The organism is Vibrio qingdaonensis, from assembly GCF_026191675.1.
GTDB classification, from domain to species: domain Bacteria; phylum Pseudomonadota; class Gammaproteobacteria; order Enterobacterales; family Vibrionaceae; genus Vibrio; species Vibrio qingdaonensis.
Map to the genome: position 1 here is coordinate 1 of NZ_JAKRRY010000049.1, position 18,620 is coordinate 18,620.

The 18,620-nt window shown below is 45.5% G+C and carries 14 protein-coding genes; 5 read left to right on the forward strand and 9 right to left on the reverse strand.

The features are described from left to right. The first annotated feature begins 253 nt into the window (after positions 1-253). Entirely contained in the window at positions 254-3,427 is a 3,174-nt protein-coding gene (locus tag MD535_RS22960; protein WP_265677451.1) for an HD domain-containing phosphohydrolase, read from the forward strand. A gap of 124 nt (positions 3,428-3,551) precedes the next feature. Here MD535_RS22960 and MD535_RS22965 read toward each other — a convergent pair whose 3' ends face one another. The 3 genes from MD535_RS22965 to MD535_RS22975 form a co-directional block, all read right to left on the reverse strand. Further along, positions 3,552-4,280 (reverse strand): 3-oxoacid CoA-transferase subunit B, encoded by a 729-nt coding sequence (locus tag MD535_RS22965; RefSeq protein ID WP_265677452.1) that lies wholly within the window; start codon positions 4,278-4,280, stop codon positions 3,552-3,554. Further along, entirely contained in the window at positions 4,280-4,936 is a 657-nt protein-coding gene (locus MD535_RS22970; RefSeq protein WP_265677454.1) for a CoA transferase subunit A, read from the reverse strand. The genes MD535_RS22965 and MD535_RS22970 overlap by 1 nt, the downstream gene beginning before the upstream one ends. A gap of 117 nt (positions 4,937-5,053) precedes the next feature. Continuing rightward, positions 5,054-6,265, reverse strand: a complete 1,212-nt coding sequence (locus MD535_RS22975; RefSeq protein WP_265677455.1) for an acetyl-CoA C-acetyltransferase — start codon at positions 6,263-6,265, stop codon at positions 5,054-5,056. A 223-nt stretch (positions 6,266-6,488) separates the two neighbouring features. Here MD535_RS22975 and MD535_RS22980 point away from each other — a divergent pair, with 223 nt between their 5' ends. Both MD535_RS22980 and MD535_RS22985 read left to right on the forward strand, forming a co-directional pair. Continuing rightward, complete coding sequence (locus tag MD535_RS22980) at positions 6,489-7,379, forward strand: TIM barrel protein (protein ID WP_265677456.1); 891 nt, start codon at positions 6,489-6,491, stop codon at positions 7,377-7,379. Between the two features lie 54 nt (positions 7,380-7,433). Continuing rightward, entirely contained in the window at positions 7,434-8,180 is a 747-nt protein-coding gene (locus MD535_RS22985) for a sulfite exporter TauE/SafE family protein (protein WP_265677457.1), read from the forward strand. Positions 8,181-8,210: 30 nt separating this feature from the next. On the opposite strand, the gene MD535_RS22990 is transcribed toward MD535_RS22985, so the two are convergent. Beyond that, entirely contained in the window at positions 8,211-8,846 is a 636-nt protein-coding gene (locus MD535_RS22990) for an HAD-IA family hydrolase (RefSeq protein WP_265677459.1), read from the reverse strand. Positions 8,847-9,040: 194 nt separating this feature from the next. After that, the gene (locus MD535_RS22995) at positions 9,041-10,285 is read right to left on the reverse strand and encodes a hypothetical protein (RefSeq protein WP_265677460.1); all 1,245 of its coding nucleotides are present in this window, start codon (positions 10,283-10,285) and stop codon (positions 9,041-9,043) included. Positions 10,286-11,037: 752 nt separating this feature from the next. Here MD535_RS22995 and MD535_RS23000 point away from each other — a divergent pair. Both MD535_RS23000 and MD535_RS23005 read left to right on the forward strand, forming a co-directional pair. After that, positions 11,038-12,216, forward strand: a complete 1,179-nt coding sequence (locus tag MD535_RS23000) for a hypothetical protein (RefSeq protein ID WP_265677461.1) — start codon at positions 11,038-11,040, stop codon at positions 12,214-12,216. Further along, positions 12,206-12,604: a hypothetical protein gene (locus MD535_RS23005; protein ID WP_265677462.1), complete on the forward strand. Its 399-nt coding sequence runs from the start codon at positions 12,206-12,208 to the stop codon at positions 12,602-12,604. The genes MD535_RS23000 and MD535_RS23005 overlap by 11 nt, the downstream gene beginning before the upstream one ends. A 343-nt stretch (positions 12,605-12,947) precedes the next feature. On the opposite strand, the gene hutH is transcribed toward MD535_RS23005, so the two are convergent. The 4 genes from hutH to hutI all read right to left on the reverse strand — a co-directional run bounded on the left by hutH (position 12,948) and on the right by hutI (position 18,613). Continuing rightward, a complete protein-coding gene (gene hutH / locus MD535_RS23010) occupies positions 12,948-14,480 on the reverse strand; it encodes a histidine ammonia-lyase (RefSeq protein ID WP_265677463.1) in 1,533 nt (510 codons plus the stop codon). A gap of 10 nt (positions 14,481-14,490) precedes the next feature. Continuing rightward, on the reverse strand, positions 14,491-16,185 hold the full coding sequence (hutU, locus tag MD535_RS23015; protein ID WP_265677464.1) for a urocanate hydratase: 1,695 nt from the start codon (positions 16,183-16,185) through the stop codon (positions 14,491-14,493). Between the two features lie 159 nt (positions 16,186-16,344). Next, a complete protein-coding gene (hutG, locus tag MD535_RS23020; RefSeq protein WP_265677465.1) occupies positions 16,345-17,403 on the reverse strand; it encodes a formimidoylglutamase in 1,059 nt (352 codons plus the stop codon). After that, positions 17,393-18,613, reverse strand: a complete 1,221-nt coding sequence (hutI, locus tag MD535_RS23025; RefSeq protein WP_265677467.1) for an imidazolonepropionase — start codon at positions 18,611-18,613, stop codon at positions 17,393-17,395. The genes hutG and hutI overlap by 11 nt, the downstream gene beginning before the upstream one ends. Positions 18,614-18,620 lie beyond the last annotated feature (7 nt).

Here is an 18,620-nt window from a genome sequence, read left to right on the forward strand (position 1 = left end):
GCTCACTGGCCTTTAATCGCGCCCTCATTAAGAAATCTCTGTGAACACTAACACCGCTGTTTTGAGATGGACCGCACAACTTCATATAAATAAGTAGCTTACAGGTCGTTAAACTTAAGTTTAGTTTGCGTTGCAAAAGCAATTTATCGCTAACCTGCTAATCTTCAAAAGGAATTTGAGAAATATGGATTTTTCCAAAAAACTGATTGTCAGGCCGTGCCATCAATGATGGCGGCTCAAGGATAGAGTAATAATGAATAATACCAAGGTTTCATTCCGGGTCACGGTGGTAGGAATGTTTGTCGTTGCGACAATCCTGACCGCGATAGTAGCGGTTTCTCTGCAATATTATTTTAGTAAAAAAATGGCGACGGAACAGACTCTGTCTAGCCTTACTATGGTTTCTCAACAGTTGAATGAAGTCATAGGCAAAGTGGACGCTGACGCAACCAATACCATACAACTTCTCTCAAAAATTAGTCGCTCAATCAGTCATCATTTATCTGAACAAGAGGTGAGGGCGATTTTGTCTGAGGCGGTAAAAGATAACGACTTGTTTTACAGCATTTATGTTGGTTCAGAAAATGAGGACTTTTACCAAATAATCAATCTAGAGTCCTCGCCTGATGTTAGGAAAAGGCTTGGTGCAAAAGCAAGTGATCGTTGGGTTGTCATTACAGTGCGAGGTATAGACAGCAAACGAACAAGAAAGACGGCTTATTTTGATGATGCGTTCAATTTGAGAGCGGAAACGCTCGTGAGCAGTAACTATTACCCCACCACTCGGCCATGGTACATCAAGGCCAAATACGATTCGGTGAGTAAAACGGATCCATATTTATTCCATCATCTGCAGGTTACCGGACAAACTTACTCCTTGGCATTTCACTCGCAAAAAGAGAATATCAGCCAGCAGGTCATAGGGATTGATATTATTTTATCATCGTTAGCAGAACAGATTTCTGCTACCTCACTTGGCCTGAAGGAGGATAGTGAAGTTGAAGCGTTTGTTTACTCCAAATCCGGGAATATTATTGCCTCGAATAAACAACCTTCAGAGCAAGATTCGTTTCCCGAAAGTCCAACACTTAACCTTACTGAAAGGCAAAAAGCGATCATTGCAAGTACGAATCCTGTTCTCATTTCCAATCAAAATGATTGGGGCCCAATGGATTATTCAGTAGCAGGTAAGCCCAATGGTTATGCTATTGACATTATTACTCTTATCTCCCAGTCCACAGGTATTGAATTTGATTTTGTGAATGGATTTTCTTGGGAAGAGCTAACTCAGAAATTTGTGCAAGGTGACTTAGATGCGTTGCAATCAGTACAGAAGCAGCAGGGAAGTGTTGTTGATTACGCAAAAGGCATATACACACAGCCAATCTACGAATTGCCTTTTTCCGTTGTGACCAAAATGGATACCGACATTATTTCTAATTATGCGCAATTAGAAGGAAAGAAGGTCGCTATTATCGCCGGTTGGTCGATAATTCCCACGTTAAGAAAAGACTTTCCCGGTGTTGAGCTAGTAGAATTTGAAACTCTGAATGCAGCGTTTGATTCGGTCGAAACCGGTGCGTGTTTCGCAGTGCTGGATTCAAAGTCGGTACTTTCATTTGGTTTGGATAGACTGTTTTATTCAGACCTAAAAGTTAACTCAAATCTGATCGACTTAGGTGAAATGTACTCGATGGATTTTCACATCGTATTAAGCCGTGAACTTGCCGATCTTGTTCCTATAGTCAACCTAGCGATAAATAATATCACTCCAGCGCAGCGTTCAGCGCTTGCGGGTAAATGGTTCCACAGTCAGGGTGACAAAAGCGACAATACAGTGCCGTATACCGAGCTTTATGACATGGTTCAGTCTGCAACGCTGAGCGATGACATTATCGCGATGACGTTAAATGGAGAAGAGAAGCATGTTTATCTAAAAGAGATCGAAACGGGCAAGCACTATTCTGAATACTTTGCGGTCGTCATTCCTGAGCGAGAGATCTTTGAGACCGTTCGATCTCGAGTGATTACCTCAATATTTATTACCTTGTTGTTAATGTGTTTAACGCTACCGCTCGCATGGGTGTTTGGGGCTCCCATTGTACGACCTATCAAGCAGTTGATTGTTGAAGCTGAGAAGATACAGGATAGGCGTTATGAAGAGGTGGCAGTGGTTAGAACACCGATAAAAGAAGTGTGGGACTTATCGGTTGCCATTAAAGAGATGGCCAAAGAGCTAAAGCAACATGAAAAGACGCAAGAAGAGTTTGTCGAATCGTTCATTAAGCTAATCGCGCAAGCTATTGATGATAAGTCACCATACACCGGAGGACATTGCCACCGCGTACCTGAATTAGGCATGATGTTGGCGGACGCGGCAGAGAAATCTCAACTTGAACAATTTGCTCAGTTCAGCTTTAACAACGATGATGAAAAGCGCGAGTTTAGAATTGCGGCATGGCTGCATGACTGCGGAAAAATAACCACTCCCGAACATATTGTCGATAAAGGCAGCAAGCTTGAAGCTAACTACAATCGTATTCATGAGATTCGTACCCGTTTCGAAGTACTCTGGCGTGATGCTGAAATTGCATCGTTACAACAGCGACTAAACGGTGAACACAGTACAAAGCAAATTGAGTCTGAGTTGTATCAAGCACACGAGAAACTTAAGCAAGATTTCGAGTTTGTTGCTAATGCCAACGTCGGCGGCGAGTTCATGAGCGAGGAAAAAGTGGCGCGAATTAAGGACATTGCGTCAGCGGTTTGGGTTCGCCATTTTGATGACACGATGGGTTTGTCGCCGGCAGAGGCGAGCAACAGGGGAGAGAGTACATCACTTCCATTTGAAGAGAGACTTCTGTCTGATAAGCCAGAACATATTATTAAACGTGAGCAGCCTATCTCGTTTGACCCTAAACATCAGATAGACATGACAGTCCCCGAGCATCTATACAACCTTGGTGAAGTGTATAATTTAACCATAACACGTGGCACCTTAACCGCTGAAGACCGATTCAAGATTAATGAGCATATGATAGGCACCATTAAAATATTGGAGAGTATCCCTTTCCCTCAAGAGCTTAGCCGCGTCCCACGTTATGCCTCAACCCACCATGAAACGATGAAGGGGACAGGGTATCCCAGAAAACTAAAAGGTGAAGAGTTGTCGATACCAGAGCGAATACTCGTGGTTTCCGATATATTCGAGGCCCTAACAGCAAGTGATCGCCCGTATAAGACCGCCAAGCCGATCAGTGTGGCGATTGATATCATGTATAAAATGGCACTGGACGAGCATATCGATATAGAAACATTCAAGCTGCTATTAAGCAGTAATGCTTATCTCGTCTATGCACAGAAATACTTGAAACCGGAGCAGATTGATGTGGTCGATGTCGCAAAGTATTTCCCTGATTTAAAATAGGGAAATAGCAGAGGCGTGCCAGTTAAGTAGACTCAAACAAAAAAGCCCACACATCTCGCTGTGTCACACAGGATGTATGGGCAATACTGACGTGGAGCGTCATAACAGTTTGTCGCGTAATAATTTACAGCATGGGTTGTGGCATAATGGTTAGTGGTTTGGGGATCACTAATGTGGCTTCTGTAGCTTGCTGAACTTCCTCTGGGGTGTAGCCGGGGGCTATTTCGGTTAATATCATTTGTGAATCGTGGATAACAATAACGCCCATTTCCGTGACGACCATATCGACTTGGTTGAGTGCGGTTAATGGTAAGGAGCAGGTTTGTAGTAGCTTATGCTTCCCTTTGGCGGTGTGCTCCATTGCCACAATCACTTTCTTTGCACCGACGACTAAATCCATAGCGCCGCCCATACCGGGGACCATTTTTCCCGGTATGATCCAGTTAGCGAGGTTCCCTTGCTCATCGACCTGCAACGCACCCAAAACGGTGACGTCCACATGCCCGCCACGAATAATGGTAAAAGAGTCTGCACTATCGAAATAACTGGCACCGATACTCGCGGTGATGGGTTGACCTCCGGCATTGACTAAATCGGCGTCGCGATTATGTTCATTAGCAATAGCATCAATGCCCAATAAGCCATTCTCAGATTGAAGAAGTAGTTCAATATCGCTACTAATTTCGTTGGCGACAAGCGAGGGTAAACCAATCCCTAGGTTAACCACATCGCCATCGTGCAACTCTTGTGCAACACGCCAGGCTATGTTTCGGCGAATGGCGGCTTTATCGGTAATTTTTTCGCCGATAGGAGTATCACGATAAAGTGACAGAGTCTTGAGGAAATTTGTCATTATTTTGCCTCCGTGTGATAAACATAATCGACATAAAGCCCTGGAGTGTGGACACTTTCCGGTGCTATATCGCCAAGAGGCACCAAAGATTCGGCTTCGACAATAACGAGATCAGCGGCGGTTGCCATTAACGGGTTGAAATTTTGCGTCGTCTTGTTGTAGAAAACGTTGCCTTTTACATCCACACGCGAACCACGAATAAAGGCGAGATCTGCACGCAGTGGTTTTTCTAACAAGTAATCTTGGCCGTCTATGTTGAGGACTTGCTTTCCTTCTGCAACCATAGTGCCCAAACCAGTAGGAGTGAGGATTCCGCCTAATCCTGCGCCTCCAGCTCGAATACGCTCCGCTAACGTCCCTTGAGGAACGAGTTCAACGTCTAATGTGCCCGCGTTCATTTGGTTGCCTGTTTCCGGGTTTGTCCCTATATGAGAGGCAAAGAGTTTTTTAATACGCTTGGCAGCAATTAAGCGACCCGACCCTGATGTTTGCGTACCCGTATCGGTGGAGATAAGAGTGATGTCTTTAATATTGTGCTCAAGTAGCAAGTCGATAAGACCCTCTGGTGCGCCATTCGCCATAAAACCACCAATCATGATAGTCATGCCGTCATGTAGCTTTTCTGCAATATCGCTGCCTGTGATTTTCTTTCTCATCCTTTACCCTTATACATCATTTGCCTTTATAAAGAGGCTTAGTGCTAGACGTTGTTAGTACTATTTTTGGCTACTCTAGATTCTGTTTTTTAAGTTTTACTTTACGTTTTCGTTTGGCTAAGCCGCACATCGCTTAAGGATGACAGCTGTCCCCATTCCTCCGCCAATACACAGGGATGCGAGTCCATAATCTTTGTTTTGACGTTCTAGTTCATAAACGAGGCTGACAATAATCCGAATACCGGAGGCACCGAGTGGGTGACCTAAAGCAATTGCTCCGCCATTATGGTTGGTGCGTTCTAAGAGCCAGTTTTGGTCAACATTGTGCTGTTCAGCTAATTGCTTAGCCACACCAAGTGCTTGAGCGGCGAAGGCTTCATTGAGCTCAAAAACTTCAATGTCTTGCAGTGATAACGTGGTTTTTTCCAGTGCATTAGCAATAGCCGGAACCGGTCCTAATCCCATCATGTCGGGAGACAACCCTGCCTGAGCGTAACTAACCACTTCCGCTATTGGCTGTAACTGATATCGTTCCACGGCTGATTTTGAAGCCAGAATGATGGCAGCGGCGCCGTCGTTAATGCCAGACGCGTTGCCTGCAGTCACGGTTCCCTCTTTTTTAAACGCAGGACGCAAGCGAGCTAGGCTGTCTGATGTGGTGTTCGCCTTTGGATACTCATCCATTTCAACGGTATATTGCTGACGACGTACCGAGACCTCTATTGGTTCGATTTCGGTTCTGAAACCATGAGTTTCCAATGCGTTTGCGGCTTTCAGCTGGCTACTTAATGCGAACGCATCTTGCTCTTCACGCGAGATAGATAGCGACTCTGCGATGTTTTCTGCAGTCATGCCCATATGATATTGATTAAAGGCATCGGTTAAGCCGTCAGTAATAATGCTATCTTCTAGAGAAATACTGCCCATACGAACGCCGCCTCGGACTTGATGAGTCTGTATAAATGGCGCTTGTGACATACTTTCCATACCACACGCCACAACAATTTCAGCATCCCCCGCTTTAATATGACTGGCCGCATCCATGACAGTTTTCATTCCACTGCCACAAATCATATTGAGGGTATAGGCCGGAACCGTTACGGGAATACCTGCTTGCATGGCCGCTTGACGACCGGGCCCCATGCCAATGCCAGCGCTAAGGACATTACCAACGATGACTTCGTCAATCAGGGTTGGGTTGATATGACATTGGCTTAGCGCACCTTTAATAGCCGCAGCGCCTAATGTAGGGGCGGGAACCGGAGATAGGGCACCGTTGAAACTGCCGATAGGCGTTCGTTTTGCTGCAACAATATAGATAGGTTCCATGGTTTTATCCTGTATCAGTATGCGCTGAAAGTAGCGACTAAATTCGAGTGATGAATCCATTCTAAAAGATGCAGTGAGAGGGGTGTTATAGCCATTGGCAGAAACGCGGTTTGCATAAATGCAAAACGAAGGAAGAGGGGTTTGGAGTATATTGATTGGGTGTAAGCGCGATAATAACGCGCTGATTAAATAGCAGTATCAACCAATCACAAGGAGGATAGTCATGAATAACTTTATCGCGTGTGCGCCCTGCTGTTGGGGAGTCGAATCGGCCACTAATGTGCACAACCCGCTTTGGACTACGGTCATAACGGAAGGTAAATCGGCGGGGTATCAAGGGCTGGAATTAGGCCCCTACGGCTACATGCCTCTTGAGGGTGATCGTGTGAGTGCCGCGATGGTAGAGAGTGGTTTAAGAATTTGCGCGGGGACTATCTTTGAGCCACTTTCATCTATTGAGCATAAAGAAAGCATATTGACTAGAGCCCATGACTTATGCTCGATGCTGAAACGTATTGGCAGCAAAAAAGTTGTGGTGATTGATTGCGTGAATGATCGTCGCAGTGCGTGCGCGGGGTTGAGCGATGAAGCGCCAAGACTTGATGAGCAGCGTTGGGGCACAATGATGCAAACGATTCGAGAGGTCGCGACCATTGCCGCGCATTATGGTGTTCGCCCTGTCGTTCACCCTCATGCTGGTGGCTACATTGAATACCGAGATGAAATTGATCGGATGCTGGCTGATCTTACTCATCATGAGGTGGGACTTTGCTTGGATACGGGGCATTTGCATTACGCTGGTATGGATCCGGCTCAAAGCTTAATTGAATACGCTTCACGCTTGGAGTACGTTCATTTTAAAGACATTAATCAGGCAGTGTTTACTCAAGTGATACAAAATAAAGTTGGTTTTTGGCAAGCTTGCGCACAAGGGGTGATGTGTCCCATTGGCGAAGGGGTAATCGACTATGCTGCTGTGTATTCGGCGCTTAGTCAGATCGGTTATTCAGACTGGATCACTATTGAGCAAGAACGAGATCCTAAACACTCAGCAGGGACGTTAAACGATATTAAACAAAGCCGTGATTATCTGCTTGAAAAAGGATTTGGCTAGTGACGTTTCTCTTTATCAAAAAGGCAAAGGTAATCGCTGGTAAGGGAGTGGTTCGTGTTATTCGTTACTGACCCATGGTTTTATATTACGGCGATTCCCGCCGTGATAATTTATGGCATTGGTAAAGGCGGGTTAGGCGGTGCATTGGGTATTATCGCGGTTCCCTTGATGGCGATGACTATTGCACCGACACAAGCTGCCGCGATTCTGTTACCGATTTTATGTGTGATGGATGTGTTTGCGGTGAAACATCATTACCGAAATGCCGATTATTCAGTAATTCAGCGGATGCTTCCAGGGGCGATTCTTGGTGTCATGTTGGCTGGATTGTTTTTGAGTGTCACTCCGGAATCTGGCCTTAAGTTGCTGATCGGCATCCTATCATTGCTATTTTGTGGGCAATATTGGCTGGTGGACGAGAATAAGCAAAAACCAGCGGGAAAAGTGAGCGCGTGGTTCTGGAGTTTATTGAGTGGCTTTTCTAGTACCGCAATTCATGCGGGCGGCGGACCTGCCAGTATTTATATGTTGCCACTGAAACTGGATAAAGTGGTCTTGGTCGCGACGATGGCGGTGTTATTTGGGTTAGTTAACCTAGTCAAACTGGTTCCTTATTCCGTCCTTGGTGAGTTTGACAGGGTTAACGTAATCACGGCGCTTATTTTGATGCCCCTTGCGCCGGTTGGCGTAAAGTTAGGGGTGTGGTTATTACATCGTGTTAGCCAGCAATGGATATACCGATTGTGCTATCTATTTTTGTTACTCTCAGGAATAAAACTTACCATCGATGGGCTTGCATAGGTTCACTGCTTACTCGTTTGATGGAATAGATTACCGAATAACATTAAGCAACTGGGACATATGCTGGATATGAGTAGAACCAAACACGTCAATCTCTTCTAAGTGCGGGGCGTAGTAAACACTGGTCATGCCTGCACGATGTGTTGCTTGTAAGCCCACCAAACTATCTTCTACAACACAACAATGCTCGGGGGCAACCCCCATGGTGTTTGCCGCGTGCAAAAATAATCCGGGTTCTGGTTTCCAAGAACCCACTTCATGAGCGCTAAATATTGCGTTGTCGAAGTATTTTTCGAGTCCGGTGACGTTTAGAGCATGCTCTATCTTGGCACGAGGTGCCGATGAGCCGATGCAAACTGGGATTGTGAGAGACTTTAATACCTCGGCAACGCCTTCATTAGCGGTTAATTGCTGATCGAAGAGATCACGAACCTTAAGGCGATATTCTGTCTCAAACGAGTCGGGAAGCGTCAGTTGGCATTCAGATTGAATACTGGATAGGATTTCAGTGAATTTAACGCCACGGTAGTTGGCGATGAGCTGCTCTGCGCTATAGCGAACCCCAACTTCAGCCAGTTGACGCTCTAAGGCAAGATTACAAAGACGCTCACTATCCACTAACGTACCGTCACAATCAAAAATAATAAGCTGTATTTCAGATGCCATACTCGTATAAAGTCTCTTCGTTACATGAAATTTATGTCGACGTATCATACAATTAATTAAAATTACTACCCTATAGCGTCGTCACGTTTAGGATAATTTGTTGTGAATCGGCAAAATACCTTGGAGCAATTATAAATATCTTTGTTTTATTTCTCAGACACTTTACAAACCCAACTATCGGCCAGTGTTAGTAGTTACTCAGTTGGTAGCGGTCTTTTTTGTTGAGCTAGGCGCACTGGCAGACCGAATTTGACTAAATGATTGAATGTAAAATGGCCGCTCCATGCCCAACCGTTCAATGAGATTAGGTTATTATCAACACCAATCAGCTTTATGTCGTGGTCGATACACACACCGATTGGACCCGAAGACTCAGTATTGGATCGGCCATAAGCGTAGCTGATGTAGGCCATTTCAGTGCGTGATATTGTTCTCGAATAATGACCCTTTATGCTAGGCGTTAATAGCCAGAGATCCTCGTTGGTGATGCACGTTGCCTTAAACATGCCTCGCCTCACCTGTTGATAAAAGGTAAAGACTGCAATTAAACAAGGTACGGCGAGAGTGATGAACATGATAAACATCATAAAATACACCCCAAAATCTGACATGTCTTCAGTTCGTGTCACCAGCATCTGATGCTTATTTCGATATCGACCAACAGGAAACATAAGTTTAAACAGCTCAGGCAGCCAAACTACGTACACGTATAGACCAGCGAGGCTCAATACAAAGGCTTTGCCGCGCTCTGGCCATGACTTTTGGGTTTCTGTGTTCCCTAGAGTGAGGGAGAGATGCTGATTTAGCGTAGTAAGGACGGTCCTAGCGTCTTCACCCTCAAACGGTTCTTCCACCAGAGACAGTGTGCCAATAAACTGAAGCGCCTGTTCTTTGGCTTCAATTGGTTCTTTTTCCTCTGACTCTGGCAATGTTTCAGTGGGGGGCGTGAGTGAATAGATGTCAAACCTTTGCATCAACAAACAGTCTGACTGCTTGTTTTCTAGAAAGATATATTTCTCAGTCAATGGCAAGATAAGCAAAACGTCGTGAGTCATTTGCTTGTATACGAATGCAGATAGGCATATTTGATAGACCAGATTAGCAAGCATTGGCATAGTGGCATCCACCAATATATGGATATTGCTCGCTACGGCCATCACAATGAAGCTTCCTGATGCCCATTTGTCTATTTGAGACATGAGTGCCGACTTGGTCACCTCTATAGCATCCTCGTGTCGGTAGATGTGTTGGCGTAGCTTAGGTTTGAAAACAAAACCTACAATCACATACAGCGTTGCTAACGCTGATAATATGAGGGTTAGCGCCTGCGTGTCATAAAAAACTGCACCAAGGAGTAAGCCCGCGCCAATCACCAAGACGGCGATTTGAAACAGGCGTCGAGTAAATGGAGTGAGAACTGTCTCGTGAATTGTGGTCATTGTCACGACTCATATCAATAAAATAACGTCAGACTATCAGATATATAGACAAATCCAACCTAAATTTAGTGACTGTCCCAACCCTTAATTTAATGGTAGAACCCGTGCGTTGTGACTAGATTGGCGATGTTTTTAATGGTGGTATGATCGGGTTAGCTTGTGGTTTCGTTGTTTTAATAAAAGTGTGTATCCATAGCCACTCAAATAAATATCATAATTTGTGAGCATGACAAGATTTTGGTGAGCGTTCCTCTCGGGTAACACCCAGTCGTGATTAAGGTATATCGTGAGTTAAATCAATAATGAAGGAGAATTCAACAATGACTTTCCGTATTCGGTGTTATAGGTTTTATTCAGAAACGTTACAGTTGGCACTTTCTAAATCGAAAATGCCCCTTTATCATTTTCACGCATAAGTACGAGTTCGTAGAGAACCAAATTTTTCCCAAATGTAGCTAATCTGATATCACAAGTTCACAAAGTATGAAAAATGAGGCTCATGGTGCGGTTCTTTCTACAAACGAAGACGCTGATTTTGCCCTTAAAATCGATCTGGAAGCATCACACACTTACAAGGTCGCATGAAAGCATGTTGTTTTATTCAAGTGTTCAAAATCTTCGCTAGGAGTGCTCGATTGACTTCTAAGTGTTGTTTTTGATAGTGAATTTACCTATCTAACAATTTTCCAATATTACGCACCAAGAAAAATCGTTATGATTACACACTCTTAATTCAACAATGTGAGTACATCATGAGCAGACCCCTTCCACCGAAAGGTCGAAATTATCCGTTCGCACAGCGTGGTAGTCCCTTTTGGGAAAAGTGTCATGTCACATATGATCAAGCCGTTGATATGTTTTATGATCAAACCGCGCTGCAGCAACATTTAGGGAATGGTCCAATTGTTAATTCATTGGTTTACAAAAGAGTGAAGTATTCGACAATTTTTGATGCTCAAAGGGCATACACACAGGATCAGAGTGCCTTTTACCAAAAGAAAGAGCAGGAACAGCTCGCGCTTGAAGCAAGAGGCATCAAGGCATTTAAAAACATGAATGATGCTATCCGTGGTCGTTTAAATCCTACGGAAGATGGTTTAGCTAATCCACTTGAGCGTCCGTTAAAACCGATGGGTGAAGTATCAAATGACATATTTGAACAGTTTGCTAGTGAACTCGCTCAGGAGCCGTCAGGTAGAAGTGTAGATATAGCTTCCGTTCAACCCAGTTCGCCAGAAATTAACCCTAATAATATGTATTGGCCTCCTTACAACTTCCTAGCGAAAGAGGGAGAGAAAGAGATCCATATTCGATATACACAAGACGTTGTAGAAACTACCGTTCTTGCTCCGGAAGAGTGGAAAGAATTTTTTGATGCGCTCGATAAAACGCAAAATATCGGCGGTGCAATGAAAGGTACTTACGATGCATTTGATACCGCTAAAAAATTAGGAGGGTTGGGGGTTACTGCTTACGTGAAAACACATAACGGAGTCGATTTCCTGATCTTGAAAGGTTACAAACAGCATATGAAAACATTGTTAGCGGGTCATCGTTTTAAAGCCTCAAACCCTCAGGTAGTCAAGCTTGGTTTAGGTGCTTTGGATTCAGCTAAAGGTATGGCTCGTTATGTCAAAGTCACCGCTCCTATGGAAATATTAGTTGGTTCTGCCATTAACGTTTTACAGTATGTTTTAAATGACGAATACACTTTAAAACAGCTAGGGGTCGATGAGGCGAAGTTACTTGTTAATATTCTAGCTGTAGCTGGTACAGCGTTAGTTATAGGAACGATCGTTGCTCCAACAACTATATTAGCAACCAGTGTAATCTTAGTGTTGAGTAGCCTTCTTGTTTGGGGAGCAGATCAAAAAACTCAATTTGAGGGTAAGCTTGTCGAATCTGTTATAGGTGCATTTGATGAAGATTAGACTTGTACTTTCTGTTTTTATCACGTTCTTTTCTGGGTGGATTTCATATCAAACAGTGACGCCGTTTTTTACTAATAAATTAGAAAAGGTTTTATTTAATTGGGTTCCTTTACCTGATATAGCTGCATGGTCTGTGTTTGTATTAGGTTTATTTGCATCGTCAATTTTTATTAGTGCTTTTTTGGATAAGAAAGAAGTTAAAGGGTTAACAAGAGTTCTATATATCTCGGTGATTATAGGTATGGCGATAGGAACGAGTATTAATTATGCTAGATATTGTTTTATCATTAAACCGAATGGGTTGCTCGAATGCCCTCTTAAAATCGGCTACAAGAAAAATTTGATGCGTGATTATGTTACCGACCTTTCCTTGTGCGAGAAGCTCTAGAACTGGTTGATTAACATAATTGGTTTAGTGCGCACCTATACTGTTGGTCGTATATACTAACCTTACTGCTAGTGCGATTTCACTCATCGCACTAGCTCTTCACAACAACTTTGCAATACCTGTGATTATTCGTAATTTTCTAATTTAACAACTACTGCAATTAACTTCTGTCTACAAACGTTTCTAAAACTAATCAATTTTTATTGTACTGCTCCTGACATTCTCACTCGAAATGCAGCTGAAAGCGATCAAACTCTAGTGTATTCCGACAAAAGATAAACCGCCCAGAAAAACGAGTATTCATGCGCGGTTTTTGTAGAGATCGCTTTGTTAGAAAAATAGCCTAAACGCTTGGTAATATATTCTCTGGCATCAACTGATGGTGCAGCGCCAGCTTAATAATGTCGTTTGCCTTGGCAATATCCGGAGCAAAGTAGCGATCTTTATCGTAGAACGCGACGGACTCTCTGAGTTGTTGCTTGCCTTGTTCAATTCGCGGTGATGACGTTAATGGCGCTCTGAAGTCCAACCCTTGAGCGGAAGCCAAGTATTCAACCGCAAGGATGCCACGGGTGTTTTCTGCCATATAGCGTAACCGTCGAGCAGCAAAGGTAGCCATCGACACATGATCCTCTTGGTTTGCCGAGGTTGGTAAGCTGTCTATTGATGCTGGGTGGGCGAGGGTTTTGTTCTCACTTGCCAGCGCCGCTGAGGTGACTTGCGCGATCATGAATCCAGAGTTTACCCCTCCGTTATCGACTAAAAATGGCGGCAGTTTACTCAATGCATTATCGATGAGTAGCGCCATTCTTCGCTCTGATAAACTGCCAATTTCCGCGATGGCTAGCGCCAGATTATCCGCCGCCATAGCAACGGGTTCAGCATGAAAGTTACCGCCAGAAATAATGTCGCCGTCCTCAGCAAAAACCAGCGGATTGTCAGAAACTGCATTCGCTTCTACTTGCAGAGTGTCGGCGGAATTGCGTATTTGCTGCAAGCACGCGCCCATGACCTGTGGCTGGCAACGCAGTGAATAAGGGTCTTGTACTTTTTCACAACACTGGTGTGATTCGCCAATTTCACTTGTGGTATCTAACAGGTGGCGATAGGCAAGGGCGGCGTCCATTTGCGCTCGGTGTCCTCGTACACGGTGAATGCGAGGATCAAATGGTCGTCGGCTACCTAGTGCGGCTTCAACGGACATGGCGCCACATAACGTTGCAGAAGCAAAGAGATCTTCAGCAACAAACAATCCTTCTAGCGCAAAGGCGGTAGAAGCTTGTGTACCATTAAGTAACGCGAGCCCTTCTTTCGGTGCAAGGGTGATTGGTGTCAGCCCGGCAATTTGTAGCGCTTCAAGACCACTGATGATTTTCCCGTTATGCCTTGCTTCGCCTTCACCCAATAAAATGGTACTCATATGAGCCAGTGGTGCGAGATCTCCAGATGCGCCCACTGAACCTTTTTGTAGTACACAAGGGTAAACCTGAGAATTCACGAGCTCGATTAATGCTTGAATAACGTGTAATCGAATACCGGAGTAGCCACGGGCTAAGCTATTGATTTTTAGTACCATCATTAAGCGTACGGTTTCGTCGCTCATGAGCTTACCAATGCCTGCTGCGTGAGACAGTACGATGCTTTTTTGTAGGACTTCGAGATCTTCCGGTTCGATACGTGTGTTGGCAAGCAAGCCAAAGCCGGTATTGATGCCATAAACGGTGCGGTCTTCAGCAATAACTTGCTCGACAACGCGAGTACTGGCTTCGATACCTTCAAACGCATCGGGATGAAGGGATAAGTTAACCGGTGAACGGCTGATTTGACGCAATTGTTTCAGCGATAACTGACCTGGTTCTAGAACGAGTTTTAACATGATAGGCTCCTTAACCATTGTTGTGCTGAGAGCGAGTGTCGAGCATTGGCAAATCCAGCCCTTGCTCTGTTGCGCATGCTTTGGCAATGTCATAACCGGCATCGGCATGACGCATTACGCCAGTGGCGGGGTCATTATGAAGAACGCGACCGATTCTGCGAGAAGCATCCTCACTGCCATCGCAGCAAATTACCATGCCACTGTGCTGTGAGAATCCCATTCCGACGCCGCCGCCGTGATGAAGCGATACCCAGGTAGCGCCGCCGGCGGTGTTGAGTAGGGCGTTCAGCAACGGCCAGTCAGAAACCGCATCAGAGCCATCTATCATGCCTTCCGTTTCTCGGTTAGGGCTGGCAACAGAGCCTGAATCGAGGTGATCTCTACCAATGACGACTGGTGCAGATAATTCACCCGTTTTCACCATTTCGTTGAAGGCTTGCCCGAGACGCTCACGATCCTTCAAACCAACCCAGCAAATTCTGGCAGGCAAACCTTGGAACTGAATACGTTCTCTCGCCATGTCTAGCCAATTGTGAAGGTGAGGGTTGTCGGGGATAAGCTCTTTCACTTTTTGGTCTGTTTTATAGATGTCTTCTGGGTCGCCAGACAGGGCAGCCCAACGGAAGGGGCCGATGCCTTCACAAAATAGCGGTCGAATATAGGCTGGGACGAAGCCTGGGAAATCAAAGGCATTCTTCACGCCTTCTTCCAGCGCCATTTGGCGGATGTTGTTGCCATAATCGGTGGCGACAGCACCTCTATTTTGCATCTCTAAAATGGCACGAACTTGCACAGCCATTGAGGCTTTTGCCGCTTTCACAACTTCCTCTGGGTGCTGTTCTCTTTGGAGTTTTGCGTGCTCCATGCTCCAGCCTTGGGGCAAGTAACCGTTTAATGGGTCGTGAGCAGACGTTTGGTCAGTGACCACATCAGGGGTGATATTTTTCGCCACCATTTCAGCGTAAACATCCGCCGCATTGCCCAGTAACCCAACAGAGATGGGTGTATCACTTTGCTCGATAATCGATAGGGCTTCGCTAAGGGAATGCGCTTTGGTATCGACGTAGCCGGTATTTAGTCGGTAATCAATGCGTGATTCATCACACTCTACAGCGATCATAGAGAAGCCGGCCATGGTGGCTGCAAGAGGTTGTGCTCCGCCCATGCCGCCCAAGCCGCCGGTTAGTATCCACTTATTACTTGGGTCACCAGAAAAGTGCTGTTTCGCCATAGCAACAAAGGTTTCGTAGGTTCCTTGTACAATGCCTTGAGATCCAATATAGATCCATGAGCCAGCAGTCATCTGGCCATACATCATTAACCCTTCTTTATCGAGCTCATTAAAGTGCTCCCACGTTGCCCAATGGGGCACAAGGTTTGAATTGGCAATGAGTACGCGAGGGGCGTCTTTATGAGTTGGGAACACGCCGACAGGCTTACCGGATTGCACGAGAAGAGTTTGGTCTTCTTCAAGGCGCTTCAGCACTTCAACGATTTTGTCATAACAGGCCCAGTCTCTTGCTGCACGTCCAATACCACCATAAACAACAAGGGCGTGTGGGTGCTCTGCCACCTCAGCATCGAGATTATTCATCAACATACGCAATGGTGCTTCGGTTAACCAAGATTTGGTATTTAGGGTCGTGCCGCGTGGCGCTTGAATTGTGCGCTCTGTGTCTAAGCGAGGATTACAACGGTGTGTCATGGTTCCTTTCCTTTTGATGGCTAGCCAGAAGGCCTTTATCGCCGTCCCTTCATGGAAGTCACGACGTCGGTCTTTTTATTGGGCTGCGTTTAGAGTTATTGGGTTAACGGTTTTTATCGTTATTAATACGTTTGTTTTCGTCTTATCTTTTATAGAGCACTATTTCGTCTGGGATAGCGCGGTCATAATTTGCCAAACGAGGCGAGCCGCCAGCTTGGCGGTGCGACCATCGATATCTAAGTCTGGGTTGTACTCGGCAATATCCGCGAGACGAAGTTTGTCTTTATGCTTTAATATGGTTTTGAAATAAGGGTAAAAAATCTCTGGAGACAGACCTAATGCGGCAGGTGCACTGACCCCCGGTGCATGAGCGGCACTGAATACGTCAAGATCAATGGTTAAATAGAGGTGATCGACGTTATCTATGAAGCGCTCTAGCGCTTGAAGGTGAGATGGCGTGACGTCATACAGCATCTCTTCATCAAGCAAGGTCTGTACATTGAGTAGCTCGGCTCGTTCAAATAGCGCCTTGGTATTGCTGGCTTTGCTGACGCCAATACACATGTAATTAAATGGCTGGTGATGGGAGTGACAATAATCAGCAATTTGAGAAAAGGGTGTCCCCGAGCTAGGTTGTAACGTTTGGTCTTTTGCGCTTGAAGCCTTGGCAGTACTACCATCACTTTGGTGAGTTCGATATTCACGCAAATCAAAATGCGCATCGAAGTTGATGATGCCTATACGTGGTGCTGGGCTCTGTTTTTCTAAGTGCTGAGCAAGACCTAGAAAAGAAGACCAGGCAATTTCATGCCCACCACCCAGTACCACGAGAGGCGCGTGTTGTAACTCCCGTGAAATTATCTCAGCAGTGAGGGCTTGGTTTGCTTCTAGCGCCATTGGCACTGTGGAGACATTTCCTAAGTCATAGAGTGTTGATGTTTCATGCCAAGCCAGATTGCAGAGCGCTTGGCGAATACTATCAGGGCCCTGACTGGCACCGATGCGACCTTTGTTTCGTTGAACGCCCTCATCCGTTTCAAAGCCGAGCAATGCCACACGAGGTTGTTTGCCCAACTGTTGTTTGCCCGACTGTTGATTGGCTAAGGTTGCCACGGGCTTGATAAGATGATGGAGGCGATAGCGATTTTCTCCGTCTTCTTGGTCATCTCGTCCTTGCCAACGGAAGTTATGTTCAGTTTGTGTTGATTTAGTGGACATCTTCAATTACCCCATTAACGACTCGATGCTTGAGTTCACCCATGCCAAGTTGATAGCTCAATTCGCTTGGGTGCGCGATGTCCCAAATCGCTAGATCGGCCGTATAGCCAACGGCGACTTTTCCTAGCGTGTCTTGCTGACCGATCGCTTGTGCGGCATGACACGTTACGCCACGCAGTGCTTCTTCAGGGGTAAGACGAAATAGGGTGCAGGCCATATTCATTGTTAAGCGAAGATCGGCAAAAGGTGAGGTGCCGGGGTTGAGATCAGAACCCAGTGCCATTGGCACTTTATGCAATCTGAGAGCTTGAATGGGTGGTAATTGTGTTTCACGTAGAAAGTAGAACGCGCCGGGCAATAATGTGGCGACCGTACCGCTTTGCGCGATAGCTAACACGCCAGCTTCATCTAGATACTCGATATGATCAGCGGAAAGCGCCTGATATTGCGCGGCAAGTTGTGTTCCCCCCAAATTACTTAGTTGTTCGGTATGTCCTTTAATCGCCAAGCCATGGTCTACAGCCGCTTTAAATACACGCTCTGTTTGCTGTAAGTTGAAGCCGATTGATTCACAAAAAACGTCCACGGCATCGGCGAGTTTGTGCTCGGCTACATAAGGGATGATAGTACTGACAACGTATTCAATGTAGCCATCGGCATCATTACGAAATTCTACCGGCACGGCATGAGCGGCAAGCAGTGTGGTGGTGATTCGTATGCGTCGATGTTGTTCCAATGACTTCGCGGCAACAAGCATTTTGGCTTCATCTTCCAGTGTTAGACCATAACCAGACTTAATTTCCACGCTGGTACAACCGCTTTTTATGAGGCTGTCTAGGCGAGGTAACGCTAGGGTAATGAGTGATTCGACACTGGCCGTACGCGTTGCTTGTACGGTGCTGTTTATACCGCCACCACGTTGTGCGATAGACTCGTAGGACTCGCCTTGCAGCCTTGCTTCAAACTCTTCAGCGCGGTTTCCTGCGAACACCAGATGAGTATGCGGATCGATAAAACCAGGCGTGACGATAGCGCCTTTGCAATCTAAGTGAGGAAAGCTTACATAGGTATCTAAGGTAGTCGCGCACTCAGGCAATAGGTGCGTAATCACGCCGTTCTCAATGACGATAGAACAAGGATTGGATGGGTCATATCCGCTTGTACCATCTACCATGGAAACCAGTTTGGCATTGGTTAGAATCAGGTTCATATTGGTT

Coding starts and splice junctions, on each gene's coding strand:
- hutG (WP_265677465.1), bottom strand. CDS start 17,403: ATGTCCACTAAATCAACACAAACTGAACATAACTTCCGTTGGCAAGGA.
- hutI (WP_265677467.1), bottom strand. CDS start 18,613: ATGAACCTGATTCTAACCAATGCCAAACTGGTTTCCATGGTAGATGGT.
- MD535_RS23005 (WP_265677462.1), top strand. CDS start 12,206: ATGAAGATTAGACTTGTACTTTCTGTTTTTATCACGTTCTTTTCTGGG.
- MD535_RS22995 (WP_265677460.1), bottom strand. CDS start 10,285: ATGACCACAATTCACGAGACAGTTCTCACTCCATTTACTCGACGCCTG.
- MD535_RS22970 (WP_265677454.1), bottom strand. CDS start 4,936: ATGAGAAAGAAAATCACAGGCAGCGATATTGCAGAAAAGCTACATGAC.
- hutH (WP_265677463.1), bottom strand. CDS start 14,480: ATGTTAAAACTCGTTCTAGAACCAGGTCAGTTATCGCTGAAACAATTG.
- MD535_RS22980 (WP_265677456.1), top strand. CDS start 6,489: ATGAATAACTTTATCGCGTGTGCGCCCTGCTGTTGGGGAGTCGAATCG.
- MD535_RS22965 (WP_265677452.1), bottom strand. CDS start 4,280: ATGACAAATTTCCTCAAGACTCTGTCACTTTATCGTGATACTCCTATC.
- MD535_RS22990 (WP_265677459.1), bottom strand. CDS start 8,846: ATGGCATCTGAAATACAGCTTATTATTTTTGATTGTGACGGTACGTTA.
- hutU (WP_265677464.1), bottom strand. CDS start 16,185: ATGACACACCGTTGTAATCCTCGCTTAGACACAGAGCGCACAATTCAA.
- MD535_RS22960 (WP_265677451.1), top strand. CDS start 254: ATGAATAATACCAAGGTTTCATTCCGGGTCACGGTGGTAGGAATGTTT.
- MD535_RS23000 (WP_265677461.1), top strand. CDS start 11,038: ATGAGCAGACCCCTTCCACCGAAAGGTCGAAATTATCCGTTCGCACAG.
- MD535_RS22975 (WP_265677455.1), bottom strand. CDS start 6,265: ATGGAACCTATCTATATTGTTGCAGCAAAACGAACGCCTATCGGCAGT.